Below are 19828 nucleotides of genomic sequence, written 5' to 3'. Positions count from 1 at the left end.
AATATTTTCTCACGACAATAGCGGCGGGCGCCCGATTCGCTTACATTCGGGTCATGAAACTTCCCAGAAGGCCGAAAAAGGCTGACCACACCGCCCCTGTCCGCCGCCCAACTCACCGCCATGAGGGCCTTCCCGACGATCAGGCTTTGCTCGACGCCATCGCCGATATGCGCGAACTCGATGTCGGCGACCTGGCCAGGCGCTTCGGGCTTAAAGGTGACGACCGCCGCGTTCTGCGCCAACGGCTGAAGGCTTTGGCCGAAAGCGGCAAGCTGGCGCGCAATGGTCGCAAAAGCTTTGGCGCGCTCGGCGCCTTGCCGGAAACCGGCGTGGTCGAGGTCGTGGAGCGCGATGTAGATGGCGAACTGTGGGTCAAGTGGGGTAAACCGGACGCGCAAAGCCCCCTCGCCCGCCTCGCCCCGCTCAAAAAGAACGCCGCCCAGACGCCGCCGGGCATGGGCGACCGGCTCTATGTCCGGTTCGAGAAGGTCTCGGACGGCTGGGTCGCGCACCTGATCAAGGTGCTGGATCAGGGCGCGCCGCGTATTGTCGGCGTGGTGCGGCGCTCAAAGCGAGAGTTGCGGCTGGAATCTGTCAACCGCAAGGAAAAGAACAGCTTTTCCCTGACTGGTCCCAATCTGGAGACTCTGGAAGACGGCGATGTCGTCGTCGCCATGCCGACCGGCGGGGCACATAAATACGGCCCCAAGCCCGCCCGCGTCGTCGAGGTGGTCGGCAAGGAGGATAGCCCCCGCATCGCCTCGGTCATGGCCATCCACAGCCACGGCCTGCCCACGGGCTTCACCACCGTGACCGAAAAGGAGGCCGAGGCCGCTAAAGCGCCCGGCCTTGGTAAAAGCACTGACTTACGCGACCTGCCCTTCGTGACCATCGACCCGGCGGACGCCAAGGACCATGACGACGCGGTCTATGCCCATGCCGACGAGGATGAGAAAAATCCCGGCGGCTGGGTTGTCTGGGTCGCCATCGCCGATGTCGCCCACTATGTCACGCCCGGCTCGGCGCTCGACCGCGAGGCGCGCGAAAAGGGCAATTCGACCTACTTCCCTGACCGCGTCGAGCCGATGCTGCCGCATGTGCTGTCGTCCGGCCTGTGCAGCCTGCAGGAAGGCGAAAACCGCGCGACCATGGCCGTGCGCATGGTGTTCAGCGCGGACGGCAAGAAGATCGGCCACCGCTTCGTGCGCGGCCTGATGCGCTCGGCGGCCAAGCTGTCCTACGAACAGGCGCAGGCCGCCATTGACGGCCAGCCCGACGACAAGACCGGCCCGATTCTTGAGACACTGCTGAAGCCGCTATGGGCCGCCCATGCCTGCCTGGCCAAGGGGCGCAATGCGCGCCAGCCGCTGCATATCTCTTCGCCGGAACGCCGCGTCCATCTCGACGCCGACGGCAATGTCGTGAAGATCGAACCGCGCGTGTCTTTGGAGGCGCACGGTCTGATCGAAGAGATGATGATACAGGCCAATGTCAGCGCCGCCGAGGAACTGGAAAAACACAAAACCCCGCTGATCTATCGCGTACATGAGACGCCCAGCCAGGAGAAGGTCGGCAATCTGGCCGATTTTCTCTCAACGCTCGGCATACCGTGGAACAAGGGCGAGCCGCCGCGCACGGAGCGTTTCAACCGCCTGCTTGATGCGCAGAAGGACGGCCCGAACAGCGAGATCATCAATGAGGTCGTGCTGCGCACCCAGATGCAGGCGCACTATTCGCCGGATAATGTCGGCCATTTCGGCCTCAATCTCGACCACTATGCGCACTTCACCTCGCCGATCCGCCGCTATGCCGATCTCGTGGTGCATCGCGCCCTGATCCGCGCGCTGAAATTGGGCGATGACGGCCTGACCGATTACGACATCAAGACGATCCGCGACACCGCCGAGCACATCACCGCCACCGAGCGCCGTTCGATGCAGGCCGAGCGCGAAGCGATCGAGCGCTATATCGCCGCCTATCTGCACGACAAGGTGGGCGCGACGTTCAAGGGCCGCATCGTCGGCGTCACGCGCTTTGGCCTGTTCGTCAAGCTGACCGAGACCGGCGCCGACGGCATCGTGCCTGTGTCTTCGCTTCGCGACGACTATTATGTGCATGACGATGTGCAACACGCCCTGATCGGCGAGCGCCACGGCCTGCGCTGGCGGCTGGGCGCCCAGATCGAGATCGAACTGATGGAGGCCATGCCGATCACCGGCGGACTGGTCTTCAAGGCCTTGAGCGAGCCCGAAGTCCCCGATCCCAACGCGCCGCGCCCGAGACTGGGCGTACGCCGCCAAAGTGCGGGCCGTCCTTCGCGCGGCGGACCGCCGAAAAAGCCGGGACTGAAATCCGGCCCGAAATTCGGTGAAAAGAACAAGAAGAAAAAGAAGCGGTGAGGCCATGCTGCGGGGATGGATAGCCAGCCATGACGCTTGACGGCCTTGCGCCCCTGTCCATAGCCGCTTTCGCGGTGACCTGCCTGCTCATTGAACTCACCCCCGGCCCCAACATGACCTGGCTGGTCCTCGCCACCCTGCGCGAAGGGCGGCTCAGGGGCTTCATGGCCGTCGCCGGGATCGCTCTTGGCCTGTCCATAGTCGGCATAATCTCCGCAGCCGGGCTGGCGGAGATTATTCAGAACTCCGAAAGCGCCTATAACCTGTTGCGCTGGGCCGGCATCATCTTTCTGCTTTATCTCGCCTTTGAGGGCTGGCGCGGAAGCGACAACCCCGTCAGCGCGCCAGGCACCCGTTATTTCCTGCGCGGGCTGATGGTGAATTTGCTGAACCCCAAGGCCTTTATCTTTTACATCTCGGTCCTGCCCACCTTCGTTTCGGAAAAGGGGCCGCTTCTGACCGAAACCCTGTCGCTGACAGCCATTTATGTGCTTATCGCCACCTCAATTCACGCTGCGCTCGTGGCCCTGGCCGGAAGCCTGACGCCCTTCTTTACAGTCCCGGAGCGTCAGATTATCGTCCGCAGGGCGTTAGCCCTGGCTCTGGCGGCTGTCGCCATATGGTTTGCCTGGACCACGTCCCGGTAGGCTGCACGTCCTTATCGCTTTGAACCGGACGAAAATTTGTCCCTCCGGTCTTGACTTCCGGCTGCGCCCGAGTATTTTCCGCGCCTCTGAATTATTTGCGCGCCATGACGGAGTCTTTGGGACACGGTCTTTGGGCGTCACCGAAACGCAAGGACTTTTAGGTCATGGCTAAGCCCGCCTCCATCAAGATCCGTCTGAACTCGACGGCTGACACCGGCTTCTTCTACGTCACCAAGAAGAACGCCCGCACCAAGACCGAAAAGATGGTGCTGAAGAAGTACGATCCGGTCGTGCGCAAACACGTCGAATTCCGCGAAGGCAAGATCAAGTAATCTGCTTTTGCAAAAGCCTTTATCCGCTGGCATCCCCCCCCTCGCCAGCGGATGACCGAAGCCGCGTCTGAGTTCCCCCCAAAGAAACCTCGGCGCGGCTTTTTCATGTCCTGCGCCGGAGAGTGATCATGCCGCATTTGCCGATTCTGGTCGCGACGGGCCTGCTGCTAGCGGCCCCGGCGGTCGCGCAGACGGATATGACACAGGCGCCCTCCGCGACCGCTAACGGCGCTCCCACCCTGCCCCAGGCCCTCTCCAGCCTGCTCTCCATCACCTATGCCTGCCAGAGCGTCAGCGGACCGGCGCTTTACAATCAGGCCGACGACATGGCGCGTCGTTTGACCCAGCGGGTCACAAACGACGCCAATCTGACCGTACAGTTCATGAAACGCGCCGAGGATCAGGCGAAAGCCGCCTGCCCGAACAGCGATTCGTGCTGGCGCGAACTGATGGATGAGGGAACGCCCGTCACAACGGAAAACGCCAAGGCGACCTGTGACAAGCTCAGCGGACAGGCCGCCCAGACCGTGGCCGACGCCTATACCGCTCTGACGGGGGGCAAGAATTAAGCCGCTGAGCGCAGGATGACGCGGTTGCGGCCCGCCGACTTGGCCTCATAGACGCCCTCGTCGGCGCGTTTCAGCAGGGCTTCGGGGCTATCGCCCAGCCCGCCGGAGGTCGAAACCCCGACCGACACCGTGATATCAAGCGCCCGCCCGCCGCTGACCATAAATGGTTCGGCGGCGACCTGGGCGCGCACCCGCTCGGCGATGTTGAGCGCGTCCTCGGCGCCGGTCTCAGGCATCAGCACCACAAACTCCTCGCCGCCAAGGCGGCACGGTATGTCGATGGCGCGCACATTGAGCCCCAGACGGCGGGCGAATTCGCGCAGCACCTCATCGCCCGCGTCGTGGCCATAGGCGTCATTGACCTTCTTGAAATGGTCGATGTCGAGCAGCAACAACGACAGGGGCGGCCCGCCCTTGATATGCCGCGGAAGGTGCAGGCGGATCTGCGTATCGAAGAAGCGGCGGTTGTTAAGCTGGGTCAGCGGATCGGTGATCGCCATCTCCAGCGACCGGTCCAGCGTAGTGCGCAGGAAGTCGCCATAGCGTTTACGGCGAATCTGGGTGCGCGCGCGCGCCAGCAATTCCTGCGTATCGACCGGACGCGGCACGATATCGGTGACGCCGATCTCCAGCGCCTTGAGCAGCAGATTGCGCTCGTCTGGATTGACCAGGGCCAGCACCGGACGGTGGCGTGTGGCCTCGTGATTGCGCAACTGCGCCACCCAGCGCATGGCGTCGAATGCCTTGGCGGCCAGGTTCAGCACCACCAGATCGACGCGGCCGCTCGCGATTTTAAGCGCCTGCGCCGGATCGGTGACGAAGGCGGCGCGGTGATCCTGGCCCAGGGCCAGCATCAACCGGTCGGCCTGACGCTCATTATCATCGAGGATCAGCACATTGCCGGTGGCGGAGATCTGGCGCTGATACTGGTCGTTGTCGATCAGACCGGCGCGGCGCGACGAGGTCTCGCGCACCCGCAGATCGTCGGCCATCTGTTTCAGCCGCACCAGCGCGTTCAGCCGCGCCGCCAGCATGACGTCATCGACCGGCTTGGTCATGAAGTCATCGGCGCCCGCCTCCAGCCCCGACAGGCGGTCGTCGCGTCCGTCCAGCGCCGTGACGAGGATGATCGGGATGTGGCGCGTGTCGGGATCTGCCTTAAGCTGGCGGCAGACCTCATAGCCGTCGATTTCCGGCATCATGACGTCAAGCAGGATGATGTCCGGCTGATCGGCCCGCGCCCGCGCCATCGCCTCAAAGCCGTCCGAAGCGGTCATCACCTCATGGGAGTCGGCCTCAAGGCGCGCCTTGAGCAGCCGCACATTGGCGGGCGTATCGTCGACGATGAGAATGCGGGCCGTCATGATCCGCCCCTATCCGAGATACCTGCGCACGGTGTCGAGAAAGTGCGTGACCGAGATCGGTTTGGAGATATAGGCCTCGCAGCCGCCTTCACGGATGCGCTCCTCATCGCCCTTCATGGCGAAGGCGGTCACCGCCACCACCGGAATGTGCGACAGCTCGTCGTCCTCCTTCAGCCACTTGGTGACTTCAAGACCGGAGATTTCGGGCAATTGAATATCCATCAGGATCAGGTCGGGCCGGTGCTGGCGCGCCAGGGTCAGGGCCGACAGCCCTTCGCCGGTCTGAAGTGTCTCATAGCCCTGCGCATCGAGCAGATCGTGAAACAGCTTCATGTTGAGGTCATTGTCCTCGACGATGAGGACTTTCTTTTGCGTCATCAAGCTTAACCCCTGGCCGCGCGGCGGCGGGCCGAAACCATCATGCGAAGCGAATCGGACGCGCGCGCCGTCCGCCTCTTTTCATGCGGTAATCTAGCCGGACTCTCTTAAGCCGAGGTGAAGCAGAAGGAAACAAAAGGTAAAAACGAAGCTGGCGCAACCGGCAGGCATACGTCTATATGCGGCGCATCAACCCCTTTGGAGGACCGCCATGTCTGTTAGCGAAGACCGCCTGCGCGCGCTCGGCTTCACCCTGCCCACCCCGACCGCGCCGGTCGCCAATTACGTCCCGTTCACCCGCACCGGCAACCACGTCCACATTTCCGGCCAGTTGTCGAACGACGGCAAGGGCGGGATCAAGGGCACGGTCGGCGTCGATGTCAGCCTTGAGGACGCCGTCGAAGGCGCGCGCTGGTGCGGCCTGAACCTGCTGGCGCAGATGAAGGCGGCGGCGGGCGATCTCGACAATATCGTGCGCGTGATCAAGCTCAACGCCTTCGTGCAGGCCGGGCCGGACTTCTACAACATCCCGCAGGTCGTCAACGGCTGTTCGGACCTGATGGTCGATGTGCTGGGCGAAGCGGGCAAGCATGCGCGCTCGGCGGTCGGCATGTACAAGATCCCGCTCGGCTTCGCGGTCGAGATCGACGCCCTGATTGAGGTTCTGGACCGTCGCTAATCGTGAGGCCGGGGCTCGCGCTCCGGCCTTTTATCCGCCCGCCGACAGTTTGAAAGACCGCCGCAGGCCGATGGAAACGACCGCCCCCGGCAGGCGCGTCCACGATACGCTCTTGGCGATCGGCGTATCGGTCACATATACCCGCTTGCCCTGAAACAGGTTCTCGACATCCAGGGTCAGGGTCAGCTTGCCGAAGCGATGGCTGTAGTTCAGCCCGCCTTGTGAAAAGGCGCTCGCATAGCCCTCGCCGGTCAGGCTGCGCGCGGCGCGTTGGTAGCGTACGGACAGAAAATCCTTTTTCGTCGGCGTCCAGGCCAGGTTGATATTGCCGCTCAGCGCGGTCAAGGCCTGCGTCCCCGGCACGGCGGGCGTGCGCACATGGTCCTGCGCCGCCGTCGCGCTCAGGGTCAGGTTCAGCTTGTCCTTGATGCGATTGTTCCAGGTGACCTGCACGCCGCCGGAATCGCCGGAGCCGTCATTGCCGCGCGTCGTCTCCAGCACCGGATCGCCCGAACCGTCCGGATTGACGATGAAGTGGCTGGACGAGGTGATGACGTTGCTGTTCTGCTGATAAAAGCCGCGCACGCTCCAGCTCAACGCCTCATGCGCATATTCGTAATTGGCCTCGAAAGCGTCGGTGGTCTGCGGCTTCAGATGGGTGTTGCCGCGCATCCAGCCATTGTCGCCGTAATTGAGCGAGACGTCGTAATCCTCGGGCGTCGGGCGTCGCAGACGATGCGAATAGTTGAAGCGCAGCTTGGCGTTATGCGACAAAAGATAGGTGGCGTAGAAGCTCGGATTGAGATGCGTATCCGCCACATGCGTCGTCGCGCCCGTCAGGCGCTGCTCGGTGGTCAGATCGAGCTGTTCGGCGCGCAACCCGCCCAGAACCGTCCATTTGGCGCCGAGTTCGCGCTGCCAGGTGACGTAGGCGGCGCTGAGCGTCTGATGATAGCGGAAATCGCGGCTGAGCAGGCTGTTGAGCGTCGGCGTCGCGCCCTCGTCATCCGGGCCGTAGCTTTCATTGGTTGCGTGACTGGAATCGAGATTGATCTGAACGCCGGTCGCAAGCTGATCGTCGCCCACGGGCGTGTTGTAGTCGAGGCTGAACTCGCCGCTGCGCTTATCCGTTTTATTGTTGTAACGCGTGACGCGCACGCCGGTGTTCTGCGGCAGGCTGGACACCTGATAAGTATTGCTACTGTCGCCGCTGGAGCCGTTATCGCTGCCGGAAAGCTGAAGGTTGACCTTCAGGGTCTCGTCCGGCTTGCGGCCATAGTGCATCCAGTTGAGATTGAGCTGCGGGCCGCCCCAGGTGTAATCGTCATTGGAATGCGCCTGATAGATATTCACCGCCGCGCCCGCGCCGTCATAGCTGGCTACGCCGGACGTCGAACGGGAACGACCGCGCCCGCTGAAATCTATCAACTGTCCGCTCAACACATCGTCCTTGCTCAGAGTGTATTCAAAATTGCTGAACAAATGCGGCGACGAATTGCGACTGCGAGAATCGCCCGAACTCGTCGTCACGCTGGTCAGGGCGCCCGTAGAGTCGAAACTTTGCAGATCGCGGTCGCTGTGGGTGCGGTTGCGGCGTTCGGTGTCGCCGACAAAGGCCATCACGGTCAGCTTGCCGACATGATAAAAGACCGATGCATCCAATGAGCCGCCGCCGTCGCTGCGCAGCTTGGGCATCAGTATGAAACTACCGCCCGCAGGCATGGCGTGGGTGGTGACGATGTTCAGGATCGGCCCGCCGCCCGCCGCCGAACCGTACTGCGCGCCGGGATTGCTGATCACCTCGACCGAGCCGATATAGGCCGATGGCATGGATTGCAGCGCGATTCCCCGGTTATCGCCCTGCAACATCAGGCTGGGGTGGCCGTTCAGATAGATGGTGACCGCCTTGCCGCGATAGGTGACTTTGCCTTCGCTGTCGGCGACGACGCCCGGCACCTTGTTCAGCGCGTCCGAGGCCGTGCCGGTCTTGTTGTCAGGATCCTTGCTGACGTCATAAATCTGCTTGTCGATGGTCGAGGTCGGCTTCTTGCCCCGCACCGTAACTGTGGTCGTAGCCTTGTCGGTTTTGTCGGTTTTTTGCGAATCGGCCTGAGCCTGCGCGTTCCGAGTCTGCGCGTCCTGAGTTTGCGCGTCCTGCGCCCTAACCGCGCTCGCCACGCTGGTAAACGCCACGACAGACATTCCCGACAACAGAATCGACCTGATGCGACGCCCCGACGCCCGCGCAAATTGACTCATTTTCGCCCCCCTTCGATCACCCCTAATGTATGAGGTAAAAAGAAAGGCCAATTCAAGGCTGAAAATAAAAAGCGCGCGCCTCAGGGTGGAAGACCGGCGCCGCGCTTGACAGTCGTCAGGGTTAAAGCCAAGGATCGTCGCTTCGGTAACTTTTCAGGAAACGCCGCATGTCAGGAACCGTCGCCGCCCCACGCCAGAAAGAGTTTCTCGGCCATCCCGTCGGCCTGATCTATCTGGTGTTCGCCGAGGCGTTCGAGCGGTTTTCCTATTACGGCATGCGCGCCCTGCTCACCCTCTATCTGGTGCAGCACCTGCTCCTGCCCGGCCATGTCGAGAAGGTGTGGGGCTTTATTCCCTTCAAAAGCTTTCTGACAGGCGCCTATGGCCAGCTCAGCACGGCAGGGCTGGCTTCGGTCATTGTCGGCCTCTACGGCTTCACCTATCTGACCCCGCTGATGGGCGGCCTGATCGCCGACCGCTGGCTGGGGCGCACGAAGACCATCACCATCGGCGCCATCGTCATGGCGTTCGGCCACTTCCTGATGGCGTTCGAGCAATCCTTCCTGATCGCCCTGACCCTGATCCTGCTCGGCGTCGGCTGCTTCAAAGGCAATATTTCATCTCAGGTCGGCAAGTTGTACGGCCCGGAGGATGAGCGCCGCGGCACGGCCTTCCAGATCTTCTATCTGGTCTTCAACACCACGGTCATGATCGCGCCGATCATCTGCGGTACGCTGGGTCAGAAGGTGGCGTGGCACTGGGGCTTCGGCGCAGCGGGCGTGTTGATGCTGTTCGGCCTGATCGTCTATCTGAGCGGCCGCAAATACCTGCCGCCTGAGGAGCCGCGCGGCAAGCTGGCCACAGACAAGACGCCGCTGACCCGCAAGGACTGGATCAAGATCCTCCTGCTGCTGGCCATGATCCCGTTCCTTGGCCTGTCGCTGGTGATGAACGAGCAGATTTTCATCAACTACATCACCTGGGGCAATGACAATTTCAATCTGAACCTGATGGGTTTCGACGTGCCTTCGACCTGGCTGGTGTCGCTCGATTCGGTCTGTTCGATGGTGTTCCTGGCCGGTTCCATCGCCTTCTGGAAATGGTGGTCGCTGAAGCGCAAAGAGCCGGACGAACTGACCAAGATCGCTTTTTCCGGCTTCCTGTGCGCGGTTGCGCCGCTGGCGCTCGCCGCCGCCTCAATGACCGTGACGCCAGGCCACAAGGCGTCCTTGTGGTGGGCCATCCTGTTCGAGGTGTTCAACGATCTCGGCTTCGCCAATCTGGTGCCGGTCAGCCTGGCCCTGTTCGCCCGCGTCGCGCCGCAGCAGGTCAACGGCACGATGATCGGCGTCTATATGCTGACCTTCTTCCTGGCCGATATGATCGCCGGCTACTTAGGGGAATTCCTGGCTCCGCTGGGCGCCTTCCATTTCTGGCTGATGCACGGCGCGATCGTCGCGGGCGCCGCTGTCGTGTTGTTCCTGTTCTGGCTGCTGTTCGGCAAGGTGCTGATCCCCGAATCCGGGCCGCATCTCAAGCACGAGGCCCATTGAATTTGGCGGCGGCGGTCTTATGTCACCCAGCATGACCGCCGACCTCGCCCTGAAACTGCACAGCCGCATCAACGAGATCGGCGAGACTGCATGGAACGCTTTAAGAGCCGACAATAACCCGTTCACATCCTATGCTTTTCTGGAGGCTTTGGAGGCGACAGGCTGCGTCGGCGAACGCACGGGCTGGCAGGTTGTCCATCTGAGCCTGAGCGACGAGACCGGTGTACGCGGCGTCATGCCGCTCTATGTCAAAACCCATTCGATGGGCGAATATGTCTTCGATCAGGGCTGGGCGCGCGCCTATGAACAGGCGGGCGGCGACTATTATCCCAAGCTTTTGAGCGCCATTCCGTTCACGCCGGTCACCGGTCAGCGCCTGCTGTCGCCCGATCCGGATATCCGCGCCGCCCTGATCCGCGCCGCCGTCAGCGTCTGCGAGGCCAATAAACTGTCCTCGCTGCACATCAATTTCCCGACGGAAAGCGAATGGAAAGCGATGGGCGAGATCGGCCTGTTGCAGAGACAGGACCAGCAGTTCTGGTTCGACAATCCCGGCTATCAGAGCTTCGACGACTTCCTCGCGCAACTGTCCTCCAACCGGCGCAAGGTCATCCGCCGCGAGCGGCGCGATGTGCAGTCAATCGTTGATTTAAAATGGATCACCGGCGACGATCTGAAGCCGGAGCATATGGACCGGCTCTACGCCTTCATCTCCGACACCTATGAACGCAAATGGGGCACGGGCCGCCCCTATCTTACGCGCGCCTTCTTCCACCGCCTGCTGGAGACGATGCGCGACCAGATCGCGCTGGTCTTCGCCTATGCCGACGGAGAGGCGGTGGCGGGCGCGATCAACTTCATCGGCGCCGATACGCTGTATGGCCGCCAATGGGGCGCTTTGGTCGAGATACCTTTTCTGCATTTCGAGGTCTGCTATTATCAGGCCATCGAGTTCGCCATTGCGCGCGGCCTGAAGCGCGTCGAGGCCGGCACGCAGGGCGAACACAAGCTGTCGCGCGGCTACCTGCCGCAACCGGTCTATTCGGCCCACTATATCCGCGACAAACGCCTGCGCGCCCCCGTGCAGCGTTTCCTGGACGCCGAACGCGAAGCCGTGGCCGAGCAGATGGCGATGCTGAGCAAAGAGGCTTCGCCGTTTCGCAAGACAGGGCTATAATCGCCGCAGACAGGAGGCGCGCCATGACGGAACGCTTTACGACTTATTCGGCCTTTTTCGACTTCTACCTGAGCGAACACAGTCATCCGGGCACGCGCGCCCTGCACTATCTCGGCTCGACCTGCGGCGTCGCAGCCCTGATCCTGACGATCTGGACGCGCAACCCCTTATGGATTCTGGCTGGCCTGATCGCCGGTTATGGCTGTGCCTGGATCGGGCACTTTTTCATTGAACACAACCGACCCGCCACATTCAAATACCCGCTCTGGTCCTTCATGGGCGATTACCACATGTATTTTCTGTGGCTGACCGGACAGCTTGGCAAACGCCGCAAGCTGGCTTCGGAGCATCAGGCGTTGTAATAGGCGGCGCGGAATTCGGCCATCATCGCCTCATAACCGCCGGACAGGCCTATGCGATCGGTCGATATGGGATTGCGCACCTGCGCGACGCTGGCCGTCATGACTGAGCGTTTCTGCAAATGTGGCGCGAATACCTGTGGCTCTTCGCTCAAACCGACATGCGACAGAATCCGCTGCGTCCAACTCAGCGGATCACTGACCAGATCTTCATATGCCACTGTCAGAATGCGCTGTGGGAAAAGCTGCGTCCAGTGCGCATGCAGCCTGTCTTCAAGCCGAAAAAAGGCGGCGATATCGCTGAACGACCACGTCCAGTTCAGAGAATCCTTGAAATGCGTGCGGAAATTCGACAGCGCGCAATCATCCGGGTTACGGCGAATCCACACCATGCGCGCCTGTGGCAGCATGTGCAGGATGAGCCCTACCAGAGCAGACTGATCCAGGGATTTATCGACCACACGCAGATCAGCCCCCAGTCTCTGCTCAAGCATGTCGAGATAGTCACGCCCCAGTTCGCCCCACGGGTCAGCCGTCGCGACACGCTGCTGATAGGCCATCGCCTCGTTGAACCGACCTTCGCCGACTGGAATGAGAGCCGGACGTATCAGGTTGAGTTCGCCGCCGCCCTTGACATCCGAATGACTGCTGATGATCTGCTCAACGAGCGTAGTGCCTGAACGCGGCAGACCATTGACGAAAATGGCCCGCTGGCTGTCACATTGCGACGGCGTCAGTTGCGCCAGCGCTTCAGGCGTAAAATCACGGATCACGCTTTCGACCAGACGCGCCTGCGCCGTCATGTCGAAAGGCGCGGCAGCGCGCATGATCCTGGCGCCTTGCTGATAAAGCGCGGCGGCCTTCGCCTTATCGTTGACGTCGTCATAGACCTTCGCCAGCGTATAGACCCATTGCGTGCGCAAATCCGGCGGAAGGTCTGTCGGTAAATCACCGTTCAGCCCCTCCATCATCGAAAGATCGGCGTCACCTGCGGCAAACTTACGGATCAGCGCAAGCCCAAACCAGCTCTGGACAGTCAGGGGCGATTTGGCCAAGGCCTTGCGAAACAAGGATTCCGCATGAGCAAAGTCGCCCTTTTCCGATGCGGCCATGCCACGAAAATGCAGGACGGACGGCAAGTCCTGCACCGGCTGCGGCAGGCTGTCCAGCAGGGCCAGCGCCTCGTCCGAGCGAGCGCGCCGCGCCAGCAAGGTGCAAAGCGCCAGGAGGGCGTTCAGGGTTTGAGGCTGGGTCTGCGCGAAACGTCGCATCGCTTCCAGTTCAAGCCGCGTCTCCCCAATGGTTCCCGCCAATTGCGCCACGCTTTGCCAGCGTTGTCCCGCCGAAGGGCCATTCGCCATGTCCTGACGCAGGAGCGCGACCGCTGCGCGCCTGTCCAAAGCATTGAGCGCGTCCAGCGCCTGCAGGACCAGAGGTTTCGCCGTCACGCCATCGCTCCCAAAAGTTTGAACCAGGTCTCAAGACTCACCGCCTGCGCGCCCAGCGCCTCGGCGCGTTGTTCGGCTTCGGCGTCGCGGCCCCACTGGTCGGCCTGAAAATCCTCGCCGACGCGCGCGGCGGCGAAGGCTTCGGCGCCGGTCAGGCGACCGCGCCATAAGGCCAGAGCCAGCACCACCGAACCGAACAGCGGGATGGCCGACATCAGACCTGCACGCTCATAAATCGACGCGACGTTCAACAGATCAGAGATTTTCTCCAAAGTTTCGACAGGTTGCGGCTTATGGATCAGAGTCTTGTTCTGATGAAAGCGCAAGCCCAGCTCCGTTTCGGCCCAAGCCAGAACGGGTTGCCACGCCGCCGTTTCGCGCGCGATCAGCGCCTGCGGATAGTCGGACGGGTAGCAGGTCAGATCGGTCTCGGCGTAGCGCAGCGCCTCTGCGCGCGTTTCAGCCAGCGTCTCCCCCATGCGATCGAGGGCGGCGAAGGCCAGTCGCGTCAGCGGCATATGGGCGTAATCGACATGCTCCGCGACCTGCGCCCATTCCGCCGCCACCGCTTCGGCCAGTCCGGTTGTTGGCAGGGCCATGGTCCGTCCCTGCGGCGTCTTCACCGCGCGGCCGTCGAGGTGCACCTCATGGCCTTCGGCGCCCTCGCTGACCGCGACGCCAGTCCAGAAGCGTTTGGGGCGATAGCCCAGCGAGTCGGAAGCCTTGGAAGGTGCTTCGGCTTTATACGTCATTTCAGACCCTTATCGCCGCAACCTGATCCACAATCTGAGCGCCGAAGGCGTCCAGCCGCGCGTTCAGTTCGTCATAGCTATGCACGATCTCATGCGCGCCCGCCGCCTCCAGTTCGGCGACGGTGTGAAACCCCCACGACACGCCGATGGCGTACACACCGACGGCGCGCGCCATGCCGATATCGTGGCCGGTGTCGCCGACCATGATCGTCTCGTGCGGCGCGGCGCCGACCACCTCCATATTGCGCTCAATCATGAAGGGATGCGGCTTGGACGGCCCGTCATCGCCGCAGAAGGTCGCGTCGAACAGGCCCTGCCAGCCGAAAAAGTCCTCATTGCGTTCGATGCCGCGCCGCGACTTGCCCGTCGCCATGCCCAGCCGCCAGCCCTCGGCTTTCAGGCGACGCAGACAGGCTTCGGCGCCGTCATACAGCGGCTCGTGAAAGCCTTCCTCATTGTGAAAGCGGATAAAGCTCTGCTTGTACTGATGCGCATAAGCCTCTGCATGTTCTGCGGAAATCTCCGGTCGCAGGGTCTGCACCGCCTCCAGCAGCGACAGGCCGACAATATGGCGCGCCTCGTCATAGTCCGGTGGCGTCAGGCCGACCGCCACCGCGCCTTCCTGCAAGGCGCGCAGGATCGAGGCCCGGCTATCAACTAAGGTTCCGTCCACGTCCCATACGGCAAGTTTCATGATCTTTAAGTCTCTGTTCTGATCTTCGTCACACGTCGCGGCGGCGGCTTACCGTCGCTTCTTCTTCATATGGACGAACGGATCGGCTTCGGCCTCATGCCAATCGAAGCCGAAACGCTCGAAACCGGCCTTGATGACCGGATCGAGCGGCGCCTCGACAATCAGTGTCCCTTGCGTCGGGTGCGGCAATTCGATGCGGCGGTGATGCAGTTGCAAACCTAAGCCTTCGGACAGGTCGCGGCTGGCTTCGGAACCGTATTTCGGGTCGCCGAGGATGGAATGGCCGATCGCCTGCATGTGGGCGCGCAACTGGTGCGTCCGTCCGGTGTGCGGACGTAAGCCCATCCAGGCGAGGCGCGGACCGGCGCGGGCGATGGTGACATATTCGGTTTCAGCGGGCTCTGCGCCCGGCTCATTGATCTCGGCGGGCTGCACGATCTCGCGGTCGTGAAAGCCCTTCTTGACCAGAGGCGTGTCGATAAAGCCTTCTTCCGGCTTGGGATTGCCGACCACCAGCGCCCAGTAGGTCTTGTGCGCGCGGCGCTTGGCGAAGGCGCCGGCCAGCCGCGCGGCCGCCTGCGGCGACTTGCCCAGCAGCAGCACGCCGGAGGTGTCGCGGTCGAGCCGGTGGACCAGACGCGGACGCTCCAGCCCCTCGCCCCAGGCCGACAGCAACCGGTCGATATGGTTCTTGGTCTTGGTGCCGCCCTGTACGGCCAGGCCCGACGGCTTGTTGAGCGCGATCACATCCTCGTCTTCGTACAGCACCAGAGAATGGGCGTAGCGGATCTCCTGCGGGCTGAGGGTCGCGCGCTCGCGCTTCTGCTGATCGGCGTCCGGCGCCTCCGGCAAGGGCGGCACGCGCACAGTCTGGCCTGCGACGAGCCGGGTGTCGGCCTTGACGCGCCCGCCATCGACGCGCACCTGACCGGAGCGCAGCAGCTTGTTGAGCTGGACATGATTGATATGCGGCCAGCGGCGCTTGAAAAAGCGATCGACGCGCACCCCGTCTTCGCCATCGGCGACATACAGGGTTTTGACTTCCTTACTCATAATCCTTACCCGGCCCATATCCTGCGCGTCACGAACAAACCGAGCGCCACGGCGGCGACCGATACGATCACCGATAAACTCACATACAATATCGCCAGAGCATAAGCGCGCCGTTCCAGCATCAGCGCCACCTCCAGCGAAAACGACGAAAAGGTCGTAAACCCGCCCAGCACGCCGACCGCCAGCAACAGCCGCCAGCGCTCGACCTGATCCGAGGCAATCACGTCCTTTAGCGGCCCGAACAGCAGACCCATGATAAGCCCTATCAGCAGACCGCCGATAATATTCGCCAGAAAGGTTCCCAGCGGCCATTCATTATAGGGCCAGTTCAGATGAACCCACCATTTGGCGCTGATCAGACCCAGAAGATAACGACCCAGCGCTCCGACGGCGCCGCCTAACATGACGAGCAGGGCATTGGCAAGCATAGGTCCGTCTTACCCCTCTTGGCGCGTAAGGGATAGTCCTTTAAGCTTTTCACGGACCAGCCCAGCGGAATCATCTCATGTCACTGACTATAGCTTACGACCCCGGCAATATATTCGCCAAAATCATCGCCGGGGATATTCCCTGCGCACGCGTTTATGAGGACGACCGGGTGATCAGCTTCATGGACGCCTTTCCGCAATCGAAGGGGCATACCCTGGTCGTGCCCAAGGTTCCCGTCTGCAATCTGTTCGACATCGCTGACGACGATCTGGCCAATCTGATCGTGCAGACGCGCCGCATCGCCCGCGCCGTGCGCGAGGCTCTGGCGCCCGACGGGCTGCGCCTCATCCAGTTCAACGGCGAGGCGGCGGGCCAGACCGTGTTTCACCTGCATATGCACATCCTGCCGATCTGGACCGACCAGCCGCTGGCTAGGCACGGCGGCGGCATGGCCGATATGGAGGTGCTGAAAGCTACGGCGGCGCGCATCGCGGACAAGCTGTGATGGCGTCCTTCTATGTCCTGCGCCACGGCCAGACCGACTGGAATGCGCAGGCGCGTTTGCAGGGCTCAACCGACATTCCGCTCAACGATACGGGCCGCGAACAGGCGCGCATTGCGGCTGGATTTATGGCTGATGAGGGCATAACGCGCATTATCGCCAGCCCCTTATCTCGCGCGCTGGAAACCGCACAGATCGTCGGCGCCCGCATCGGTATCGCGCCGGAACTGGACCCGCGTCTGACCGAGCGCAATTTCGGCCTGTTTGAGGGCATGACCATCGACGAGGTGCGCCGCCACCGCGAGGAGATGCGCGACTTCATGAACCCGCTGGCCGATATCGACGGCAAGCACTATCCCGACAACGCCGAGACCCTGCCCGCGGTGATCGAACGGGTGTTCGCCTGCGTCAACGCCTGGCGCGAGACGGGCCGCTGCCTGTTTGTCTGCCACGGCATCCCGTTCCGCGCCATTACGCGCCGCTTCCTCAACGATATGTATTCCAGCCCGAACGCCGCGCCGGTGCGCTTCGATGAGGTTGGCGGTAAATGGCGGATGACGGCGCTCGATCCCGACAATGCGCCCATGCAGCAGATCTACAATGCGCAGACCACGATGGGCCGTATCTGAAGTAAGGGAGGACGCGCCAACGTCCTCCCCCGATTTTGTTCACGCCGCGGCCACCCGGAGAGATAAGCTTCACGCGAACAAAACTGAACGCTGTTATGCGCGCTCTTGTCGCAGCGTCAGCTTAATTACAAGGACAATTGCAACCAATTTGCAGTTTTTTGCAGAATTTTTCGTTGAGAGCGCTTTTAAGCCGACGTTCAGCGCAAGGATACAAACAATTCTAATGAACGCAGCCGCGCATCTATGTCGTGGATCGGCATGGAGATGATCAGTTCATCGGCCTGGGTCTGGTCGAGAAAGCTTTGCAGGCGCGGCCGGATCGTGTCCGGCGACCCCACCATGGCGTAGCGGAGCATATGGTCGATCATCACGCGCTCATCGGGCGTCAGTTCGGCCACGGCGTCATAGCTCGGCTTCGGAAACGGCGCGCGCACATTGCGGCGCAGATTGGCGAAGGATTGTTGCATCGAGGTATAGAGACGTTCCGCCTCAGCGTCCGTATCCGCCGCCACGCCCATAATGCCGACCATGGCGTAGGGCTTTTGCAACTGCGCTGATGGCCGGAAGCCTGAGCGATAGACCTGCAGCGCCTCGAACAGCATGTCCGGCGCGAAGTGCGAGGCGAAGGCGTAAGGCAATCCTAAGTGCGCCGCCAGTTGCGCGCCATAGGTGCTGGAGCCGAGAATCCAGAGCGGCACATGGCTGTTCGCGCCCGGCACGGCCAGCAGGCGCTGCCCCTCTTCCGGCGCGCCGAGATAGGCCTGAAGCTCCATCACGTCCTGCGGAAAGCTGTCCACGCCCCTTTCCATATTGCGCCTGAGGGCGCGCGCGGTCGCCATGTCCGTGCCCGGCGCGCGGCCAAGTCCGAGATCGACGCGGCCCGGAAACAGGGCCTCAAGTGTGCCGAACTGCTCGGCGACCATCAGGGGCGCATGGTTGGGCAGCATGACGCCGCCGGAGCCGATGCGGATGGTCTTTGTCGCCTGCCCGATATGGGCGATCACCACCGCCGTCGCCGCCGAGGCGATACCCGGCATGCCATGATGCTCGGCCAGCCAGTAACGCGTATACCCATTAGCCTCCGCCGCCCGCGCCAAGGTCGCCGAATTGTCCAGCGCCTCCGATGCCGTACCTCCCTCTCCGATTTGCGACAGGTCGAGAATGGAAAACGGGATCATAGACGGCTCCTTTGTCGCCTATGTAGGCGTCATGGTTACGTTTTCCACATGCGCTCCTGAGAAAATGCGCGCTTCCCTTTGAAAATCGTCTGTGTCGCCCCCAACTCAACACCATCGCAAGCCGCAAAGGAGCCCGTCATGGAGTACCGTCAGTTTGGCCGTTCGGGCCTGAAAGTCCCCGTCCTCTCTTACGGAACCGGCACGTTTGGCGGGCGCGGCGACTTCTTTGGCAGGTGGGGCGACAGCGACGTTCTGGAGGCCGACCGGCTGGTCAATATCTGCCTTGAACACGGGCTCAACTTCTTCGACACCGCCGATATCTATTCTAAAGGCGCGTCCGAGGAAATCCTCGGCGCGGCGCTGAAAGGCCGGCGCGACAAGGCGCTGATCTCGACCAAGGCCACCTTCACCATGGGCGACGGTCCCAATGACAAGGGCTCGTCGCGCTGGCACCTGATCCGCGCCGCCGAGGCCAGCCTGCGCCGCCTCAACACCGACCATATCGACGTCTATTTCATGCACGGCTTCGACGCCCTCACCCCGGTCGAGGAAATGCTGTCCGCGCTCGACCACCTGATCTCGTCGGGCAAGGTGCGCTATATCGGCGCCTCCAACTATTCCGGCTGGCACCTGATGAAGGCGCTGGCCACCTCCGAAAAATACGGCCTGGCCCGCTTCGTCGCCTATCAGGGCTATTACAGCCTGATCGGCCGCGACTACGAATGGGAGCTGATGCCGCTGGCCCTCGATCAGGGCGTCGGCACCATGGTCTGGTCGCCGCTCGGCTGGGGACGCCTGACCGGCAAGATCCGCCGCGACCAGCCCGCCACGGAAGGCCGCATCGCTTCGGGCGGCGAGGTCGGCGGCCCGAAGGTCGATAATGAGCTTCTTTACAATGTCGTCGATGTCCTCGACCAGATCGCGCAGGAAACCGGCAAGACCGTCCCGCAAGTCGCGCTCAACTGGCTCCTTTCCCGCCCCAGCATCGCCAATGTCGTGGTCGGCGCACGCAATGAAGACCAACTCCGCGCCAATCTCGGCGCCATCGGCTGGTCCCTCACCCCTGACCAGATCGACCGCCTCGACGCCGTCAGCCGCCAGCACCCGCCTTATCCCTACTGGCACCAGATGGACTTCGACGAGCGTAACCCGAAACCGACGCGGTGGTGATAAGTATGCAGGGGGCAATCGCCCCCTGCACCCCGAAACGGGTTCATGTAAACCTTCGGACTTCTGTGTCTATTCCGAACGAACAAAAATCCCGGCCCTGAAGGGTCGGGATTTTTGTTCGTATGGGACAGGCGCAAAACCCGACGGGTTCGCACGTACCGGTTATGGGGGCGCGGGGGACGAATTTACCCCCCAAAACATAAACCACCCCCACCGCCGTGGTCGCCCTGTCGGAGACCATTTGCGAGGGCGTAAGG

Annotated in this window: 20 protein-coding genes; 11 read left to right on the top strand and 9 right to left on the bottom strand. The window is 62.2% G+C overall.

Going from position 1 to position 19828, the window contains the following annotated elements; translation table 11 throughout:
- The first annotated feature begins 53 nt into the window (after positions 1–53).
- From rnr to ACTHLA_RS17520, 4 genes are all read left to right on the top strand, one after another.
- On the top strand, positions 54–2399 hold the full coding sequence (gene rnr, locus ACTHLA_RS17535; protein WP_440192555.1) for a ribonuclease R: 2346 nt from the start codon (positions 54–56) through the stop codon (positions 2397–2399).
- A 29-nt stretch (positions 2400–2428) separates the two neighbouring features.
- A complete protein-coding gene (locus ACTHLA_RS17530) occupies positions 2429–3046 on the top strand; it encodes a LysE family translocator (protein WP_440192552.1) in 618 nt (205 codons plus the stop codon).
- Between the two features lie 164 nt (positions 3047–3210).
- The gene (gene rpmG / locus ACTHLA_RS17525) at positions 3211–3378 is read left to right on the top strand and encodes a 50S ribosomal protein L33 (protein WP_004620056.1); all 168 of its coding nucleotides are present in this window, start codon (positions 3211–3213) and stop codon (positions 3376–3378) included.
- 128 nt (positions 3379–3506) lie between these two features.
- Entirely contained in the window at positions 3507–3947 is a 441-nt protein-coding gene (locus tag ACTHLA_RS17520) for a hypothetical protein (RefSeq protein ID WP_440192547.1), read from the top strand.
- On the opposite strand, the gene ACTHLA_RS17515 is transcribed toward ACTHLA_RS17520, so the two are convergent.
- Together ACTHLA_RS17515 and ACTHLA_RS17510 are read right to left on the bottom strand one after the other, a co-directional pair.
- Complete coding sequence (locus ACTHLA_RS17515) at positions 3944–5311, bottom strand: PleD family two-component system response regulator (RefSeq protein WP_440192544.1); 1368 nt, start codon at positions 5309–5311, stop codon at positions 3944–3946. The genes ACTHLA_RS17520 and ACTHLA_RS17515 overlap by 4 nt on opposite strands.
- Positions 5312–5320: 9 nt before the next feature.
- Positions 5321–5689 (bottom strand): response regulator, encoded by a 369-nt coding sequence (locus ACTHLA_RS17510; protein WP_440192541.1) that lies wholly within the window; start codon positions 5687–5689, stop codon positions 5321–5323.
- A 211-nt stretch (positions 5690–5900) separates the two neighbouring features.
- On the opposite strand from ACTHLA_RS17510, the gene ACTHLA_RS17505 reads away from it, so the two are divergent.
- The gene (locus ACTHLA_RS17505; RefSeq protein ID WP_440192538.1) at positions 5901–6368 is read left to right on the top strand and encodes a RidA family protein; all 468 of its coding nucleotides are present in this window, start codon (positions 5901–5903) and stop codon (positions 6366–6368) included.
- A gap of 30 nt (positions 6369–6398) precedes the next feature.
- Here ACTHLA_RS17505 and ACTHLA_RS17500 read toward each other — a convergent pair whose 3' ends face one another.
- Positions 6399–8561 (bottom strand): TonB-dependent receptor, encoded by a 2163-nt coding sequence (locus ACTHLA_RS17500; RefSeq protein WP_440192535.1) that lies wholly within the window; start codon positions 8559–8561, stop codon positions 6399–6401.
- 233 nt (positions 8562–8794) lie between these two features.
- Between ACTHLA_RS17500 and ACTHLA_RS17495 the strand changes: the two genes are divergently transcribed.
- Genes ACTHLA_RS17495 through ACTHLA_RS17485 form a run of 3 tightly spaced genes read left to right on the top strand, consistent with a single transcriptional unit; the run spans position 8795 to position 11719 of the window.
- A complete protein-coding gene (locus ACTHLA_RS17495; RefSeq protein WP_440192532.1) occupies positions 8795–10180 on the top strand; it encodes a peptide MFS transporter in 1386 nt (461 codons plus the stop codon).
- A 19-nt stretch (positions 10181–10199) separates the two neighbouring features.
- A complete protein-coding gene (locus tag ACTHLA_RS17490) occupies positions 10200–11357 on the top strand; it encodes a GNAT family N-acetyltransferase (RefSeq protein ID WP_440192529.1) in 1158 nt (385 codons plus the stop codon).
- A gap of 23 nt (positions 11358–11380) precedes the next feature.
- A complete protein-coding gene (locus ACTHLA_RS17485) occupies positions 11381–11719 on the top strand; it encodes an Mpo1-like protein (protein ID WP_440192526.1) in 339 nt (112 codons plus the stop codon).
- Here the strand turns inward: ACTHLA_RS17485 and ACTHLA_RS17480 are convergent.
- From ACTHLA_RS17480 to crcB, 5 genes are read right to left on the bottom strand one after another with little or no spacing between them, the layout of a single operon-like run.
- Positions 11707–13164: a sulfotransferase gene (locus ACTHLA_RS17480; protein ID WP_440192523.1), complete on the bottom strand. Its 1458-nt coding sequence runs from the start codon at positions 13162–13164 to the stop codon at positions 11707–11709. The two genes, ACTHLA_RS17485 and ACTHLA_RS17480, sit on opposite strands and share 13 nt — an antisense overlap.
- Complete coding sequence (locus tag ACTHLA_RS17475; protein ID WP_440192520.1) at positions 13161–13916, bottom strand: ATP12 family chaperone protein; 756 nt, start codon at positions 13914–13916, stop codon at positions 13161–13163. The genes ACTHLA_RS17480 and ACTHLA_RS17475 overlap by 4 nt, the downstream gene beginning before the upstream one ends.
- A 1-nt stretch (position 13917) precedes the next feature.
- On the bottom strand, positions 13918–14610 hold the full coding sequence (locus tag ACTHLA_RS17470) for an HAD-IA family hydrolase (RefSeq protein ID WP_440192517.1): 693 nt from the start codon (positions 14608–14610) through the stop codon (positions 13918–13920).
- A gap of 48 nt (positions 14611–14658) precedes the next feature.
- On the bottom strand, positions 14659–15663 hold the full coding sequence (locus tag ACTHLA_RS17465; protein ID WP_440192515.1) for an RluA family pseudouridine synthase: 1005 nt from the start codon (positions 15661–15663) through the stop codon (positions 14659–14661).
- 5 nt (positions 15664–15668) lie between these two features.
- Positions 15669–16091 (bottom strand): fluoride efflux transporter CrcB, encoded by a 423-nt coding sequence (gene crcB, locus ACTHLA_RS17460; RefSeq protein WP_440192512.1) that lies wholly within the window; start codon positions 16089–16091, stop codon positions 15669–15671.
- A gap of 77 nt (positions 16092–16168) precedes the next feature.
- Between crcB and ACTHLA_RS17455 the strand changes: the two genes are divergently transcribed.
- Together ACTHLA_RS17455 and ACTHLA_RS17450 are read left to right on the top strand one after the other, a co-directional pair.
- Positions 16169–16597: an HIT family protein gene (locus tag ACTHLA_RS17455; protein WP_440192509.1), complete on the top strand. Its 429-nt coding sequence runs from the start codon at positions 16169–16171 to the stop codon at positions 16595–16597.
- Positions 16597–17223, top strand: coding sequence for a histidine phosphatase family protein (locus ACTHLA_RS17450; RefSeq protein WP_440192506.1), 627 nt, complete (start codon positions 16597–16599; stop codon positions 17221–17223). Before ACTHLA_RS17455 ends, ACTHLA_RS17450 begins: the two co-directional genes overlap by 1 nt.
- Positions 17224–17420: 197 nt before the next feature.
- On the opposite strand, the gene ACTHLA_RS17445 is transcribed toward ACTHLA_RS17450, so the two are convergent.
- Positions 17421–18401: an LLM class flavin-dependent oxidoreductase gene (locus ACTHLA_RS17445; RefSeq protein WP_440192503.1), complete on the bottom strand. Its 981-nt coding sequence runs from the start codon at positions 18399–18401 to the stop codon at positions 17421–17423.
- Positions 18402–18539: 138 nt separating this feature from the next.
- On the opposite strand from ACTHLA_RS17445, the gene ACTHLA_RS17440 reads away from it, so the two are divergent.
- Complete coding sequence (locus ACTHLA_RS17440) at positions 18540–19571, top strand: aldo/keto reductase (RefSeq protein ID WP_440192501.1); 1032 nt, start codon at positions 18540–18542, stop codon at positions 19569–19571.
- Positions 19572–19828: the final 257 nt, after the last annotated feature.

Source organism: Asticcacaulis sp., from assembly GCF_051956075.1.
Taxonomy (GTDB): Bacteria; Pseudomonadota; Alphaproteobacteria; order Caulobacterales; family Caulobacteraceae; genus Asticcacaulis.
This window is presented reverse-complemented; position numbering and strand designations above follow the sequence as displayed.